Genomic DNA, 16,009 nt, shown 5'->3' with positions numbered 1-16,009 from the left:
ATGCTTGTCCGCCTTACCCGCATCGTGATCGGTGCACCGAAAGTAGTGCTGGTCGGCGCGTTGATCGTATTGGTACTAGGGGGCATATTCGGCGCCGGTGCGGCGCAGGGGCTGCTCGCGGGCGGATACAGCGATCCGCATTCAGAATCTGAACGCGCCAACACCATTCTCGACGACGAGTTCGCTCGCGGCGGCCTGCAGGTGGTCGTCAAACTCGATGCCGCGCCGAACGTCAATATGGCAACCGATCCGACCGCGCGCCGCGTCGGCGAGCAAGTCATCCAACAACTAAAAGCCCATTCATTTGTGCAGCGGCCGATCCTGTCCGTCTGGCACAACCCCGCTGCCGCCGCCGCGCTGCAGAGCCGGGAAGGCAACTCGGCGATCATCATCGCGACACTCGCCGGTGGCGAAGGCAAGGCGCCCGCACACGCTGAAGAAATCGATGACCAACTGACCGGTGAACGGGAGGGCATCACACTGACCGTTGGCGGTCAGGCATTGGTATTCGGTCAAGTCAATACGCAAACCTCGCGCGACCTGTTGATTGCGGAGGCCATCGCCATCCCGATCAGTTTTGTGGTGCTGATCGTCGTATTCGGCGGTCTGGTGGCCGCCGGCCTGCCGATCATCGTCGGCATCGCCTCGATCATCGGCACCTTCGCGTTGTTGCGCATCATCTCGTCCTTCACCGACGTCTCGGTATTCGCACTGAATCTGACCACTGCGATGGGTCTCGCGCTGGCGATCGACTACACGCTGCTGATCATCTCCCGCTATCGCGAGGAAGTGGCCGGAGGTCGGAATCGTCCAGATGCGATCGTCGCGTCGATGGCCACCGCAGGCCGAACCGTCATGTTCTCCGCGGTCACCGTCGGCTTGTCGCTGTCGGCCCTGGTGCTATTTCCGATGTATTTCCTCAAGTCGTTCGCCTACGCGGGCATCGGCGTCGTCGTGGTGGCACTGGTCGCCGCGCTGATCCTCACCCCCGCGTTGTTGATGCTGCTCGGCGATCGCGTCGATGCCCTCGATCTGCGCCGCCCGATCCGACGACGACTCGGCTTGGGGGCGCCGACGGTGCGCGTCGCCGAAGAGACGTGGTGGTACCGCGCGGTGCAGTTTGTTCTCCGGCACGCGGCACCTATCGCCCTGGTCGTGGTGATCTTCTTACTCGTACTCGGAGCGCCGTTCCTGTCGATGAAATTCGGCTTCCCCGACGACCGGGTGCTGCCGACGTCGGCGACCGCACGATCGGTGCAGGACGAAATCCGGCGCGACTACGCCGAAGACTTGTCTTCGACGGTGACCGTCGTCGTTCGCGGTGCGTCGGCGCAGGACTTGTCGCGTTACAGTGCGGATCTTTCGAAGGTCGACGGCATCAACTCGGTGTCGTCGTCGAGCGGAAGCTATATCCGCGGCGAGCAGAAAGCGCCCGGATCACCCGCCGATACGAGGGGAGATCTGAGCATCATTACCCTGTCGACCAACGCGACTCCGACGAGCGAGGACGGCGAGAACCAGCTGACCGCGCTCCGCGACGTGACAAGGCCAGGTTCGGAGGTATTGTTCACCGGCCTCGGCCAGCGGAATGTCGACACGGTCGACTCGATCTACGGCGCGCTGCCATGGGTTCTCGCGTGGATCGGAATCGCGACCTTCATTCTGCTGTTCCTCTTCACCGGGAGTGTGGTGCTACCGCTAAAAGCGTTGGTGCTCAACGTACTTTCGTTGACCGCAACCTTCGGGGCGATGGTGTTCTTCTTCCAGGAGGGGCACCTGGGTGGGCTGGGCACCACCTCAACCGGCTATCTGGTGTCGACAATGCCGGTGTTGATGTTCTGCGTGGCGTTCGGTCTGTCGATGGATTACGAGGTCTTCCTGCTCGGGCGGATTCGGGAGAAATGGTTGTCGTCGGACCGGACGCGCGAGGACAGTGATCATGCCGTCGCCTTCGGGCTGGCCAGCACCGGACGGGTCATTACCGCCGCCGCGCTGTTGATGAGCATCGTATTCGCCGGAATGATCGCCTCGCAGGTGTCGTTCATGCGGATGTTCGGCGTGGGTCTGACGCTCGCGGTGTTGATGGATGCGACACTCATCCGGATGTTGTTGGTGCCGTCATTCATGAAACTCGCCGGCCGCGCTAACTGGTGGGCTCCGGGCCCGCTACGCCGGTTGCACGACCGCATTGGACTGTCCGAGGAGGGCGCAAAAACGTGACGCTGGGCCGTCGGGCACGTTCACCACGCGGTTCTGGTGAGCAGTTGCGTGGTGAAATCATCTCGGCCGCAATGGAATTACTCGCCGAGGAAGGTTCCTCCGATGCAGTGTCGGTGCGCGCCGTCGCCGGTCGAGTCGGCGTGACTCCGCCGTCGATCTATCTCCATTTCGCCGACAAAGATCAACTGCTCGACGCCGTCACCGCGCAGGCGTTTGAACAACTCGACGATGTTCTGTCGACAGCGGGGGTGGGTATCGATGATCCGCTCGAACGGGCCCTTGCCGAAGGGATGGCCTATGTGCGCTTCGCAATTGCCAATCCGGTGCTCTACGAATTGGCCTTCACTCACCCCGCCACGTGTGACAACGGTTCGATGGTGGACGAAGTACTCGCGACCGCGGCATTCCTTCGACTCTCCCGCACGGTGCAGGCGCTCATCGACGAAGGTTTCTATCCGCCCGGTGATGTGGTTGGGGCGGCTCTGGAGCTGTGGTCGGCGTCGCATGGTGTGGCTTCGTTGATGATCAGCAAGCCGCATCTGCCCTGGGGAGACGACCTGACGCTCGCCGAGAATGTCCTCCGCGCGGTGTGTTTCGGTCGGGCGTCGATTGCCGTCTTCGGTAGTCGACCCACCGAGGACGATGCGCGGGCCGCACTCGCCGCGCTGCGTGACGTCGCCCGAATGACACTGGACGAGCCCAAATAGTCAAGAGAAGGTAAAGTCGGAACTCAACAGCGCAAGACACCGTTGTCTGAGTAAGTGTTCGCCCCCAATTGAACCTGAGCATCTACACCTAAGGAGTCAAGGTGCGAGAAAGTAGCAACCCGGTTATGCGCGGCGTTGTCCGCGATAACCAGACCGGCTACCAGCAACCTGGAATGAACCAGGGTGGTTACGCCGGATTCGGTGCTGGCATGGCCGGTGCCGGCGCGATGGCCAATCAGTACGGCCAACAGCAGCCCTATCCCCAGCAGCAGGCACCGGTCGTCGGACGCCAGCTCACGATCGACGATGTCGTCACCAAGACCGCGATCACCCTGGTGGTGCTCACACTGACCGCGATCGCGTCGTATTTCGTGGTCGATTCCAACAATTCGCTGGCAATGCCGCTGACACTCGTCGGCGGCCTGGTCGGCTTCGCGTTGGTGATGGTCGCATCGTTCGGGCGTAAACAGGACAATCCGGCGATCGTGCTCGCGTACGCGGCGTTCGAGGGCCTGTTCGTCGGCGCGATTTCATTCGTCTTCGCCAACATGATCGTTTCCAACGACACTTCCGCCGGGGCGATGATCAGTCAGGCCATCCTGGGCACCTTCGGTGTGTTCTTCGGCATGCTGATCGTCTACAAGGTCGGCGCCATCCGCGTCACCCCGCGATTCACCCGGATGCTGCTGGCCGGACTGGTCGGCGTGTTAGTGCTGATGGTCGGCAACTTGGTCATCGGCATTTTCAACGGTGGCGAGGGTATCGGCCTGCGTAGTGGTGGTCCGCTCGCAATCGTCTTCTCCCTCGTCTGCATCGCGTTGGCGGCGTTCAGCTTCCTGCTCGACTTCGACTCGGCTGACCGTCTGATTCGCGCCGGTGCACCGTCGAAGGCTGCGTGGGGCGTGGCCCTCGGCCTGACTGTCACCCTGGTGTGGCTCTACGTCGAGATCTTGCGACTGCTCAGCTACTTCAACTCCGACTAGTCGGAGGTTGCCCAACGCCCCCATTCGCTTCGGCGGATGGGGGCGTTGTCATGTGCCTGCCTGAAAATCACTCGCGTGACATGCGGCGGCGATGCTAGTTTCACCGATGATTTTCGTCAGCGATGGGGGTCTGTCTTGGCGAACACCAAACGAGAGGACTCGAGCATGCCTGCCGAACAGATTGCGCCCCACCGACTATCCCGGTCGGATATGACCGTCATCGGCACACTGCTGGTCGCGAGTTTCGTGGTCATTCTCAACGAGACCGTGATGAGCGTGGCGATCCCCGTGCTGCAGAAGAGTCTCGGCGTCGCACCCAGCGTCGGGCAATGGCTCACCACCGCGTTCATGCTGACCATGGCGATCGTCATTCCGCTCACCGGTTACCTGATTCAGCGTTTCGGTACTCGCACCATGTTTATTGCGGCGATGACACTGTTCACCGCCGGAACGGTTCTCGCTTCCGCCGCACCGGGATTCGAGGTCCTGCTCGTAGCGCGGGTCGTCCAGGCCCTGGGCACAGCCATCATGTTGCCGTTGCTCATGACGACGGTGATGACGCTCGTGCCCGAAGACCGGCGCGGCGTGATGATGGGCAATATCTCGGTGGTGATCGCGGTGGCCCCGGCGCTCGGTCCGACTCTGTCCGGATTCATTCTCGATCACTTCGGTTGGCGCACCATCTTCTACGTCGTCGCCCCGATCGCGGTGCTGGCCCTCGTCATCGGGGCATCGGTCATCCGCGACGTCGGTGAGCGATCGTCGTCGCCGATGGACCTGGCGTCGATCCCGTTGGCCGTCCTCGGCTTCGGTGGCATCGTCTACGGACTGGCCGCTATCGGCGAGTCAGTCGAAGGTGACGCACCCGTGACGCCGTGGATACCGCTCGTTGTCGGCACCGTGGCTCTGGGCGGGTTTGTGACGCGGCAGATCATTCTGCAACGGACCGACAGCGCCTTGCTGGATCTGCGGGTCTTTCGGTCCCGTGCGTTCACCTTGTCGGTGATTGTGATGCTGACTGGAATGGCCACGATGATGGGCACATTCATCGTCGTGCCATATTTCGCGCAGACCGTCCTCGAACTTGACGCGTTCAAAACCGGACTGATCACGTTGCCGGGTGGAGTGGTCATGGGTGTGGCGTCGCCGCTGATCGGTCGGATCTACGACCTGCGCGGGCCGCGACCGCTCGTCATTCCGGGCACGATCCTCGTCGCCGCTGGCGCCTGGATGCTCACAACGGTCAGCGTCGACACCTCGATCTGGCAGTTGCTCGCGGCGAATCTGGTCCTGTGCCTTGGCCTCGCGGCAACATTCACGCCGCTGATGACGCTTGGCCTGAGTTCGGTTCCGCCGCAACTGTATTCATACGGATCGGCGGTGGTCGGAACCCTGCAACAAGTGGCCGGCGCTATTGGCACCGCATTGTTCATCACAGTGATGACCGTGGTCGCGACCAACCACCGCGAGGCCGGGGTGCCGTCGGCGCAGGCAATCGCCGACGGCGTGCAGACGGTCTTCATCGTCGCCGGTGTGATGGGCATCGTGTTGATCGCGCTCGGCCTACTGGTGCGTCGGCCCGCAGCGTCCGACGGATCGGTATCTGGACCGGAAGAGCTCGACGGCACTGATGATCTCGATGGCAGCGCCGACAATAAGGTCGCAGTGAACTAGCTTGCTGTCCAACGAGATTCGGCCCGACTGACAAGTTGTCAGTCGGGCCGAATTGTCGGCTTACGAGGCTCAGCTCAGGCGCTCAAGCACCATCGCCATACCCTGGCCGCCGCCGACACACATCGACTCGATGCCGAGCGTCTTGTCGTGGGTCTGCAGGTTGTTCAGCAGGGTGGTGGTGATGCGGGCACCGGTCATGCCGAAGGGGTGGCCCAAGGCAATGGCGCCACCGGAGACATTTAGCTTGTCGTGATCGATGCCGAGCTCTTTTGCCGAGCCGAGCACCTGAACCGCGAACGCCTCGTTGATTTCGGTGAGGTCGATGTCGTTGATCGACAGTCCGGCGATCCGCAGCACCTTGCGGATGGCCTCGATCGGGCCCAGACCCATGATCTCCGGGGACAGTCCGGTGGCCGCTGTCGCGACAACGCGTGCCAGCGGGGTGAGGCCCAGTTCCTTTGCCTTGGTGTCGCTCATGATGACCAGCGCGGCCGCACCATCGTTGAGTGGACAGGCGTTACCCGCGGTGATGGTGCCGTCGGGACGGAAGACCGGCTTGAGCTGACTGATCTTGTCGTAGGTGGTTCCGGCGCGGGGACCGTCGTCAGTGCTGACCTGCGAACCGTCGGCGAGGGTCACCGGATCGATCTCGCGAGCGAAGAACCCGTCGGCGATAGCCTTTTCGGCGCGGTTCTGACTCAGCACGCCCCAGCGATCCTGGTCTTCACGCGAGATGCCGGTGAAACTTGCGACGTTCTCCGCGGTCTGGCCCATCGCGATGTAGACGTCGGGGATCAGGCCATCCTGGCGAGGATCGTGCCAGGTACCGGCGCCGCCTTCGGCGGTCTTAGCGGTACGCGCCTCGGCGTCGGCGAACAGCGGGTTCTTTGAGTTGGGCAGACCGTCGGCCGCGCCGGCTACACCGAAACTCGACACGCTCTCGACGCCGCCGGAGATGATGACGTCGGCCTCGCCGGCCTTGATCGCGTGCAGTGCCATGCGGGTGGTCTGCAGCGACGACGAGCAGTAACGGTTGACGGTCACACCGGGGATGTGATCATAGCCGAGTTCCACGGCGATGACGCGACCGATGTTGTAGCCACCCTGACCGCCGGGCTGTCCGATGCCCCAGTGGATGTCCTCAATGTCTTTGGGGTCGAGTTCGGGAACCTTGGCGAGAGCTGCGGCCACCATCTGGCGGGACAACTCGTCGGGCCGGACGTCCTTGAGGGACCCCTTTCCGGCGCGACCGATAGGCGAACGGGCATGGGCGACAATCACTGCTTCTGGCATAGGGCTTACGTTACTCGTGGCGTAGGACAGTGGATTCGTCGGTCGGGGGTTATCCCAAGACCTTGCGGGCCAATCGGTTGACGAGCTTGTTCTCTTCGACTGCCTCCGAAACGACCGGCGGCTGCGGCAGCGGTCCCGGTCCCCATTCGCCGATCGCGGCAAGCACCTCGGGCAGCAGATTGTCGGCGGCTAGGGCGTAGCCGGCAGCGGACGGGTGGTAGCGGTCCGGTGAAAACATTGAATCGGGGCGGGACAGGAATTCTTTCGCGAGGACGTCGGCCATCGGAACCGGGTGACCGCCGTTGCTACGAACCGCACTGCGTTGAGCAGATGCCAGGCTCATGCCGTACCGGCGGAGGACGCTGCGCAGCGGCTGTGGAATCGCGGTGATCACGCCGAAATCAGGGCAGGTCCCGACGATGACCTTGGCGCCGACCTCAACAAGCTGAGCAACGGCGTCGCCGAGACGTTTCGCGGATGCGCGGGGGAAGTTCTTCGCCGTGACGTCATTTGCGCCGATGAGAATAACGGCGACATCGGGTCGTTCGCGCGCGACGATGGTGGCGTCGATCTGGGCGGCCAGGCCCTTCGACGTCGCGCCGACGATGGCTTTGTTGCTGTACCGCACCGTCTTTCCGGTTTCGTCGACGACCCGTCGGGCCAATTGCGCGCCGGGTGTTTCGGCAGCGGTCTCGACGCCCAATCCCGCGGCCGTCGAGTCGCCGAAGACCATCAGGCGCAGGTCGATATCCATCCCGCGGGTGTAGCGAATCGGCCCTGGTCCGCGCGGATCGTCGTGTGGGAGGTAGACGCCGTCACCGTCGGGCGCGTTATCGGTGCGATGCGGAATCACTTTGCGTGCGGCAGCGGCCTGACTGTTGAGGTAGTTCCAGGCCGCCCAGGAAGCCCCGGCACTGGCGGCCGCGGCTGCCACTGTTGCGCCGACGTCGCGTAGGACCCGCGTCTGTACCCGGCTCTGTTCATGCCCGTCTGGATGCGACACGAAGTTCAGAGTAGTGGGTGCCGATGGCGTGCTGTCGCCAGTGGGGCATCGGTGTTGAGCGTGTTGCGGCGGGCGATGTTCGATATCCTCGACTTCAAGTGCATTATCTCTATGAGGGGCGGGTTATGTCATCACCGGAACAGTGGCGGGAATTGTTGGCTGCCTACACGGCCGAGGTCGCACGAGTAGCCCAAGCGGGCGACCTATTCGACGCGACGACACCGAATGCCGGGGCGACCGAAGAGCAGATTCGAGAAGCCGAGACCAGACTCGGTTATCGACTACCCGACGACCACCGGACGATGCTTTCAGTCGCGAACGGGTGGGATGACTACGACATTGGTGAGTCCATTCTCGGCACCGACGAACTCGGCCAAGGGCCACGGTGGGAAGCGATGTGCGAAACGTTGGCGATCTTCTTCGGTGAAGGTGACTGGCTCGCCGAAAAACTCGGTGTCGAAAAGAACTGGCCGCACCTCTTGCCGGTGATCGCCTACGACAACGGATGGACGGGTGAATGCTTTCTCTACACCGCAGACGGCGGTGAACACCGGGCCGGAGCGGCATTCGAGTTGGGCGATTTCGACGTAATCGGCGGCGGAATCCATTCGGACTTCTATGACCTAATGTCTGCGAAATTGACGAAGTTTCGGGAATTCGTTGATTGGGAGGTTAAGGGTGACCACGCTCGGACGTGGGGACGAGACATCCGAGTCAATCCGCCAACGGTTACGCAGATCCTCGACAAGGTCGATGAGCTATCAGCGGAGGCGGGCAGCGACGCCCGGATCGGTCGACGCCCGGGAGTGACCGACGCCGAACTCGCGGAGTTGGAGAAAGTATTGGGAACTGAGCTTCACGTTGCCCATCGAGCAGTGCTGCAAACGAGTAACGGGCTCGACCATGTCAACATCCATATCTTGTCAGCCGATGAAATCGCCGACGTGGATAGTTGGGAGCAGTTGCGGCATTCGGCGGCTGACTCGGAGATTGATAGCCAACTGTGGATCAAGTCGTCGGTCGCGGCAAGTACCGGTGAAAGCGTTGACGAAGACGCGATACGGGATGAGATCACCGGTCGGCTCGCGAAAATTCCTGCGATTCCGTTTGCCCATCGTCAGATTGTCGCCCAGCGGGCCGGGGACATAACCGGTCCGAGTGTGCCTCGTTACTGGGTTTATGGAGTGGATCGTCGAGACGGTGCGGTCCGCAGCCTGCTGGACGATCCATTGGTTACGCCTTTGAGTGGAGCCTACGAGCCATCGCGGGGCGACGCTCGAGAATATCTTCTGGCGTTCGCCGATGACGCCTACTGGCGGGCCGAGGCAATGAAGAACATTCCGCGCGCACAATGACGACGCTGAGGTGCGCGCAGAGGGGCGGGTACCGATGAAAGCCAGTCATCGCACTGATGGGACGATAGAAGCATGCGCATCGCCAATCACGTGATCGACTTGGTCGGCAACACCCCCCTGGTCAAACTCAACTCGGTGACCGAGCCCGGATCCGGTCTCGTGGCAGCCAAAGTGGAATACCTCAACCCCGGCGGCAGCTCCAAGGATCGCATCGCCGTGCGGATGATCGATGCAGCCGAGGCGTCGGGTGAACTTAAGCCCGGTGGCACCATCGTGGAGCCGACATCGGGCAACACCGGCATCGGTCTCGCACTCGTTGCGCAACAGCGCGGCTACAAATGCGTTTTCGTGTGTCCCGACAAGGTCGGCGAGGACAAGCGCAATGTGTTGCGTGCATACGGTGCCGAGGTGGTGGTGTGTCCGACCGCGGTGCCACCGGAGCATCCCGACAGCTACTACAACGTCTCCGATCGGCTCGTCCGCGAGATCGACGGCGCGTGGAAGCCGAACCAGTACGCGAATCCGGCTGGCCCACAGAGTCATTACGAGACCACCGGACCCGAGATCTGGGCCGACACCGACGGCAAAATCACGCACTTCGTGGCCGGCGTCGGCACCGGCGGGACGATCACCGGCACCGGTCGTTACCTCAAGGAGGTCTCGGGTGGCGCGGTCAAGGTGATCGGCGCCGACCCCGAAGGATCGGTGTACTCCGGTGGCAGCGGCCGACCGTATCTGGTCGAGGGCGTCGGCGAGGACTTCTGGCCCGACGCCTACGACCCGTCGATTCCCGACGAGATCATCGCCGTCTCCGATGCCGACTCCTTCGAGATGACCCGACGTCTTGCGCGCGAAGAGGGACTGCTCGTCGGCGGCTCATGCGGTATGGCCGTCGTCGCCGCGCTCCAAGTCGCCGAGCGTGAAGGCCCCGATGCCGTGGTCGTCGTCCTGCTGCCCGACGGTGGCCGCGGATATATGGCCAAGATCTTCAACGACGAGTGGATGAGCAGCTACGGCTTCTTGCGCAGCACCCTCGACGGCAAGCAGAAGGGTGAGCCGCTGGTCGGCGACGTCCTGCGCGGAAAATCAGGAGCTATGCCGGATCTGGTGCACACGCATCCGTCAGAAACCTTGCGCGACGCCATCGAGATCCTTCGTGAGTACAGCGTCTCCCAGATGCCTGTGGTTGGCGCTGAGCCGCCGATCATGGCGGGTGAGGTCGCGGGCGCGGTCACCGAGCGCGACCTGCTGTCCGCGGTCTTCGAGGGACGTGCCAGCCTCGCCGACCCGGTGTCCGCGCATATGGGCGAGCCGTTTCCGCTAATCGGCTCCGGTGAGCCGGTGTCGGTCGCGACCAAGGCTCTGAGTGAATCCGATGCGCTGATGGTTGTCGATGAGGGCAAACCCATCGGTGTAATCACTCGTCATGATCTCCTGGCCTTCGTGACCAGCCACCCAACACCCAGCGCGCACTAGGCAACCAACCGAAAGGATCGAACACCCATGAGTGAACAGCGCAGCGCAGCGGATTCATCTCGCTGGCAAGGCTTTTCGACCAAGGCGATCCACGCCGGATACGATCCCGATCCGTTGACCGGCGCTGTCAACGTGCCAATCTATGCTTCGTCGACTTTCGCGCAGGACGGCGTCGGCGGACTGCGCGGCGGCTTCGAATACGCCCGCACTGGTAACCCAACGCGTCAGGCGTTGGAAGCGAATATGGCTGCGCTGGAAGGCGGCACCTATGGTCGCGGCTTCGCTTCCGGTATGGCCGCGACTGATGCGTTGCTACGTGCGAGCCTGCGCCCCGGTGATCATCTCGTTATTCCCAATGACGCCTACGGCGGCACCTTCCGGCTGATCGACAAAGTCTTCAGCCAGTGGGGTATCACCTACTCTGTCGCGCCGATCAGTGACATCGACGCCGTGCGCGCCGCGGTAACGCCGGCCACCAAATTGGTGTGGATCGAAACGCCAACCAACCCGTTGCTCAACGTCGGTGACATCGAAGCATTGGCCAGCGTTGCACACGATGCCGGGGCAAAGTTGGTGGTAGACAATACGTTCGCATCCTCATACCTCCAGCAGCCGCTGGCGCTGGGTGCCGACGTCGTGCTCCACTCGACGACGAAATACCTTGGCGGACACTCGGATGTGGTCGGTGGAATGCTGGTCGTTGACGACGAGCAACTCGACGCCGATATCGCCTTTCTGCAGAACGGTGCCGGTGGCGTACCCGGACCGTTTGATGCCTACCTCACTTTGCGTGGCATCAAAACCCTTGCGGTGCGAATGGATCGGCACTGCGACAACGCGGAGAAAGTCGTCGAATTCTTGTCCGGGCACCCCAAGATCGATTCGGTGCTCTACCCCGGCCTCGAGTCACACCCCGGCCACGCTGTCGCCGCACGGCAGATGAAACGGTTCGGTGGCATGATCTCCGTGCGGGTTGCCGGTGGTCTGGTAGCTGCGCAGGAATTCTGCTCGCGGACAGAGGTTTTCACTCTCGCGGAGTCGTTGGGTGGCATCGAGTCGCTTATCGAGCATCCGGGTGCGATGACCCACGCATCGACAGCTGGCTCGCTGCTCGAGGTACCTGACGATCTGGTGCGCCTGTCGGTCGGCATCGAAGACATCGCCGATATTTTGGGCGATCTGGAGAACGCACTGGGGTAAGTCGGTCCCGATCCCCTGGTTAGGTGGCCTTGTACCGCTCGGTAATTAGCCTTTATCCGCCGGTCGAGCTTCATCGGCCGGGTGAGTGGCCGCCTGCCGCAGGCGATTAGTCTCATTCATCGGTCGACCTTCATTCGCCGGTCGAGTAGGGGCCAGGAGCGAAGCGACGGGCCCCGTATCGAGACCCGGTGAGACGAATGCTCGACTCTGGCAAGGGTATTGCGGCTGAGTTGGCGAGGCCGGTTTGCGGGATCTCGATACGGCCTCGGCTGACGCCTCGTCATACTCGATCGGCGAAACGGCGCTCGTCCCTACCGTTTGGCGAAGTGCCGCAACGTATCCGTTTCCACCGTGCCGAATGCCCCGCTCGATACCGGCGAGGAAAGCCATGACGGCAGCGCCGTTCCGCCCAATTCGATGCCGAAAAGCCATACCAATCGGCAACCATGTTCCGCCGGTGAGACTTCGGTCAACTCGCCGAAACGTTTCAAACCGGGCATCGACCCGCGAACGCCGTGGAATGCGTGGCGGTAGGTGCGGGTCTCGGGCTTTTCGTCCCAAATGAAGAACGTCTCTTCCATGGTTGCGAATCCGGGTGCCAGTGCGATGGACCGAGTGGTGCCAACACGGTACGGTTGCGCCGAGGTATAGGTCACCGATTTCAATGCGCGACACCAGTCGAGTGTGTTCTGCCGAGTGAACTCCGACCAGGCGTATTCGGGACTGACCGGCAGGTTCACGTCGATCCGATAGCGCATTGGAGCAGTGTCGAAGAAAGTCTCGTCGGCGATCGGTTCGAGGGAGTGGCGGTTGCTCATGACGCCCGAGTCTAGGCCGCATTAGGCTAGTCGAGTGCCCGACTACCCAATCACAGCCCAGCAGACCATCATCGGCCTGCTGGGACCCGTTACGGTGGCCGGCGCCGAGGTCGCGGGTGTTCGAGCCAAACGCTTGCTGGTGTCGTTGGCGTTGGCCGGTGGCCGGGCCAGGTCAGCGGACCGTCTCATCGACGACGTGTGGGGAGAATCGCCGCCGAAGTCTCCCCAGTCAGCGCTGCATACTCAGATTTCGCGGCTGAGGCACCTATTGGGTGACGGCTCCATCGCCGGGGTGGGTAGCGGATACCGGCTCGACGGCGTGATCACCGATCTGGATCTGGTGGAAAATGCCCTCGCCCGTGGAGATTCGGTCGCGATCGGCGAGGCCGCGTCGCTGTGGCGAGGTGCTCCCGGCGACGATCTGGGCGCAGAAGATGAACTGGTGCGGGAACTTCGGCGCCGTGCCCGCAATGTAGCGGGCAAGCTCGACGACGCGCGCGGCGCCAGCGCGCTTCGAGTGGGCGACTACGCCACTGCCCGAGAGCTGGCCGAAAAGCGTTGTGTAACAGATCCTCTCGATGAGTCTGCGCATATCCTGCTGATGAAGGCATTGGCCGGGGAGGGGAGACGCGGCGAAGCCCTCGCGGTGTACTCACGGCTGCGTCGCGCACTGGCAACTGAACTAGGCGTCGATCCGGGCAGTGAGGCGACCGCACTCAACGCCGAGTTACTTTCTGACGCTCCTGATTCGTCGGGTTCGATGGGACTCTCGCGTCGCGGAAAGACTTCCGGGCTGCGCGCGGAATCGACGCCGCTAGTGGGCCGCGATGACGACTTACGCACCATTGTCGAATTGCTCGACGCCCATCGAGTGGTCACCATCCTCGGGCCGGGTGGCGTCGGCAAGACGCGCATCGCCAATGCGGTGGGCAACGAGTATGCGGCGCAAGGGAAAACGGTTCATTTCGTTCCGCTCGCCTCGGTCCGTGACGGTGCCGACGTGGTGGCCGCACTCGCCACCGCTCTCGGCGTCGGCGAAACCGAGATCAGTGCCAGTGGCCGACCGCGGCTGGCCGTAGGTGAACTCGCGGATCGGTTAGCGGACGCTGTTCGTGGCCGTCCCACCCTTTTGATACTCGACAACTGTGAGCAGATCATCGCGAGTGCGGCGCAGGTGGTCGCAGATCTCATTGCCGCGGAGCCGGAACTGTCGGTGGTGACTACCAGTCGTTCGCCACTGCTGATCGCAGCCGAGCAGGTCTACCCACTGCCAGTATTGCGTGTCGGCGGAGCGGATTCGTCGGCGGTGGAATTGTTCGTCATGCGGGCGCGTTCGGTGCGGCCAACGGCCGATCTGCCCATCGGGAAGGTCGCCGAACTGTGCTCCCACCTCGATGGGCTCCCGCTTGCCATCGAGCTCGCCGCGGCGCGGATCCGCGCGATGACTGTCGACGAGATTACCCAGCGTCTCGTCGCGCGGTTCGACCTATTGCGTTCTACCGATCGCACCGCTCCCGACCGGCATCGCACGCTACACGCCGTCATCGAGTGGAGTTGGGACCTACTCGACGACGCCGCACGTGGTGCGTTGCGTCGAATGTGCCGCTTCCCAGCGGGATTCAGCTCCGATGCCGCCGCGGCAGTGCTTGGATGCAGTGGTGCCGAACTCGACGACACGCTCGACGCGTTGGTCAACCAGTCGCTACTGGAGGTAACCGAATCCGGTGGGCGCGTGCGTTATCGGATGCTGGAGATGGTGCGTGAGTTCGGCGAGGAGAAACTACAGCAGACCGGCAACGGGGACGGCATCAATGACGCGATGGCGCAGTGGGCCCGCGCATATTCGCGCTCGGCACGTGCTCACTACGACGAATCGGCCAATCGAGCACTCATCGCGTCGATGGAGGAGGAGGCCGAGAACCTTGTCTGGGTTCTGCGCCGCGCGTGTGAGCCGAGCCATGCGCCCGACACGGTCACGATTGTCACCGTCTTCCCCGCGGTGGCAGTGTTCTGGGCCATGCGCGGCCTGCACGCCGAGGTGCGTTCGTGGGGCCTGCGACTGACCGATCTGCTACCCGCGCCGACTCGGGATATGCCGGACGACGTGCGTGAATTATGGCAGCTGACGCTGACCGCGGCGTGCGTGCACCTCCTGTTGCAACCGGTGATTCGACAGCTCGCCAAAGCTCGCTGGTATCTGAGGATATTGCACCGTCCCGAGCATCGACTCGATCAGCCAATGGAGTTCTTGTCGTCGATCTTGTTGTCGCGCAGCGCCTATGCGGGTCTGCGTGTGGTAGTCCTCGCGACGCGGTCGGATAATCCAGAGGTGCGCCGCGGCGCGCTGGCCCTCCGGATGAACCTTCGTGAGAACCTCGGCAATCTCGACGGAGCGTTACGCGATGGTGAGACGCTGAGGGAGAGCTCAAATCCAGGGGATCCGTGGCAGGCGATGATAGACGTGTCCACCGCGAGTATCTATGGGCAGCAAGCGAATTGGCAGACGGCCTTGGGGTTCTACCGAAAAGGCATCGCCCAGCTGGAAGAAATCGGGGCCGACGAGGACCAGCTTCAGGCGCGAGGCTACGTGGTGGTCACCCTGATCGCGATGGGCGACCTCGTCGGAGCACAACGTGAACTGGACGTCTTGTCGCGTGGCTGGCGCCCGGAGGACCCGGACCCACAGGGCAATCCCGAAGTCATCGCCGCGATGATGGTGTGCCACGGCGAGTTGGCGCGTACGCGAGGTGAGCCATCAGGCCAATTATATTGGCGGGCAGGAGATCTACTAGTCCGGGAACATCCTCTGGTGGCATCTGATCCGGGTGCGGTGATGGTGTTGAGTGTCATTGTCATCGGGCTGGTGCTCAGCGGAGACGGGCCGCGCGCGTGGGAGTTTCTGGCGACTGTCGCCGACGGCGTCGAATCGACATTCGCACAGACCGGGTGGCATGACATGCCGCAGGCCGGCGCGATGGCTTTGGCTGCCGGACTGGCGGTTTCGACGCAACGGGGTGCCGTGCTCGACGGCGCCGTGTTAATGCTGACCGGAAAGCGATTGATGGCCAGGCAGGACTATCCGGCGCTGTGTGAGGTGCGGGCCCGGATGCAGGAACTATCGGGTCTCGACGACGTCCGGTGGGGGGCGGAATCGGCCCGGATCGGTGCGATGTCGCGGCGCTCGGCAATTGCCGAGCTCAAAGCAGTGTTAGCGAAACATGTTGTGGGCAAAAGTGAACCGTCCTGAGCCAGCGTACTGACTCAGGACGGCTTCGGGTAT

Annotated in this window: 11 protein-coding genes; 8 read left to right on the top strand and 3 right to left on the bottom strand. The window is 62.8% G+C overall.

The window, feature by feature from the left end:
- The 4 genes from AAFP29_RS15995 (at position 1) to AAFP29_RS15980 (ending at position 5,584) form a co-directional block, all read left to right on the top strand.
- Positions 1 to 2,220: an MMPL family transporter gene (locus tag AAFP29_RS15995; RefSeq protein WP_419218384.1), complete on the top strand. Its 2,220-nt coding sequence runs from the start codon at positions 1 to 3 to the stop codon at positions 2,218 to 2,220.
- Positions 2,217 to 2,927, top strand: coding sequence for a TetR/AcrR family transcriptional regulator (locus AAFP29_RS15990; protein ID WP_419218383.1), 711 nt, complete (start codon positions 2,217 to 2,219; stop codon positions 2,925 to 2,927). The genes AAFP29_RS15995 and AAFP29_RS15990 overlap by 4 nt, the downstream gene beginning before the upstream one ends.
- A 101-nt stretch (positions 2,928 to 3,028) precedes the next feature.
- The gene (locus tag AAFP29_RS15985; RefSeq protein WP_419218382.1) at positions 3,029 to 3,910 is read left to right on the top strand and encodes a Bax inhibitor-1/YccA family membrane protein; all 882 of its coding nucleotides are present in this window, start codon (positions 3,029 to 3,031) and stop codon (positions 3,908 to 3,910) included.
- A gap of 165 nt (positions 3,911 to 4,075) precedes the next feature.
- Positions 4,076 to 5,584, top strand: coding sequence for an MDR family MFS transporter (locus AAFP29_RS15980; protein WP_419218381.1), 1,509 nt, complete (start codon positions 4,076 to 4,078; stop codon positions 5,582 to 5,584).
- 69 nt (positions 5,585 to 5,653) lie between these two features.
- Here the strand turns inward: AAFP29_RS15980 and AAFP29_RS15975 are convergent, their stop codons facing one another.
- Together AAFP29_RS15975 and AAFP29_RS15970 are read right to left on the bottom strand one after the other, a co-directional pair.
- Positions 5,654 to 6,877: an acetyl-CoA C-acetyltransferase gene (locus AAFP29_RS15975; protein WP_419218380.1), complete on the bottom strand. Its 1,224-nt coding sequence runs from the start codon at positions 6,875 to 6,877 to the stop codon at positions 5,654 to 5,656.
- Between the two features lie 49 nt (positions 6,878 to 6,926).
- Positions 6,927 to 7,880 carry an SGNH/GDSL hydrolase family protein gene (locus tag AAFP29_RS15970; protein ID WP_419218379.1) on the bottom strand — a complete coding sequence of 318 codons (954 nt, stop codon included), beginning with the start codon at positions 7,878 to 7,880 and terminating at the stop codon, positions 6,927 to 6,929.
- Positions 7,881 to 8,005: 125 nt separating this feature from the next.
- Between AAFP29_RS15970 and AAFP29_RS15965 the strand changes: the two genes are divergently transcribed.
- The 3 genes from AAFP29_RS15965 (at position 8,006) to AAFP29_RS15955 (ending at position 11,911) form a co-directional block, all read left to right on the top strand.
- Positions 8,006 to 9,235: an SMI1/KNR4 family protein gene (locus tag AAFP29_RS15965; RefSeq protein ID WP_419218378.1), complete on the top strand. Its 1,230-nt coding sequence runs from the start codon at positions 8,006 to 8,008 to the stop codon at positions 9,233 to 9,235.
- A gap of 72 nt (positions 9,236 to 9,307) precedes the next feature.
- Positions 9,308 to 10,711, top strand: a complete 1,404-nt coding sequence (locus AAFP29_RS15960) for a cystathionine beta-synthase (RefSeq protein WP_419218377.1) — start codon at positions 9,308 to 9,310, stop codon at positions 10,709 to 10,711.
- Positions 10,712 to 10,738: 27 nt separating this feature from the next.
- Positions 10,739 to 11,911: a cystathionine gamma-synthase gene (locus tag AAFP29_RS15955; protein WP_419218376.1), complete on the top strand. Its 1,173-nt coding sequence runs from the start codon at positions 10,739 to 10,741 to the stop codon at positions 11,909 to 11,911.
- Between the two features lie 311 nt (positions 11,912 to 12,222).
- On the opposite strand, the gene AAFP29_RS15950 is transcribed toward AAFP29_RS15955, so the two are convergent.
- Positions 12,223 to 12,729, bottom strand: coding sequence for an SRPBCC family protein (locus tag AAFP29_RS15950; protein WP_419218375.1), 507 nt, complete (start codon positions 12,727 to 12,729; stop codon positions 12,223 to 12,225).
- Between the two features lie 34 nt (positions 12,730 to 12,763).
- Here AAFP29_RS15950 and AAFP29_RS15945 point away from each other — a divergent pair, with 34 nt between their 5' ends.
- Positions 12,764 to 15,976 carry a BTAD domain-containing putative transcriptional regulator gene (locus tag AAFP29_RS15945; protein ID WP_419218374.1) on the top strand — a complete coding sequence of 1,071 codons (3,213 nt, stop codon included), beginning with the start codon at positions 12,764 to 12,766 and terminating at the stop codon, positions 15,974 to 15,976.
- The last annotated feature ends 33 nt before the right edge of the window (positions 15,977 to 16,009 follow it).

It is taken from the genome of Gordonia sp. CPCC 205333, assembly GCF_048537885.1.
Taxonomy (GTDB): Bacteria; Actinomycetota; Actinomycetes; order Mycobacteriales; family Mycobacteriaceae; genus Gordonia.
The sequence above is the reverse complement of the archived record's forward strand: the minus strand, read 5'-3'. Positions and strand labels throughout refer to the sequence as shown.

Excerpts from the sequence above, each read along its gene's own strand:
- AAFP29_RS15980 (WP_419218381.1), top strand. The coding sequence starts at position 4,076 with ATGCCTGCCGAACAGATTGCGCCCCACCGACTATCCCGGTCGGATATG.
- AAFP29_RS15950 (WP_419218375.1), bottom strand. The coding sequence starts at position 12,729 with ATGAGCAACCGCCACTCCCTCGAACCGATCGCCGACGAGACTTTCTTC.
- AAFP29_RS15975 (WP_419218380.1), bottom strand. The coding sequence starts at position 6,877 with ATGCCAGAAGCAGTGATTGTCGCCCATGCCCGTTCGCCTATCGGTCGC.
- AAFP29_RS15960 (WP_419218377.1), top strand. The coding sequence starts at position 9,308 with ATGCGCATCGCCAATCACGTGATCGACTTGGTCGGCAACACCCCCCTG.
- AAFP29_RS15965 (WP_419218378.1), top strand. The coding sequence starts at position 8,006 with ATGTCATCACCGGAACAGTGGCGGGAATTGTTGGCTGCCTACACGGCC.
- AAFP29_RS15995 (WP_419218384.1), top strand. The coding sequence starts at position 1 with ATGCTTGTCCGCCTTACCCGCATCGTGATCGGTGCACCGAAAGTAGTG.
- AAFP29_RS15955 (WP_419218376.1), top strand. The coding sequence starts at position 10,739 with ATGAGTGAACAGCGCAGCGCAGCGGATTCATCTCGCTGGCAAGGCTTT.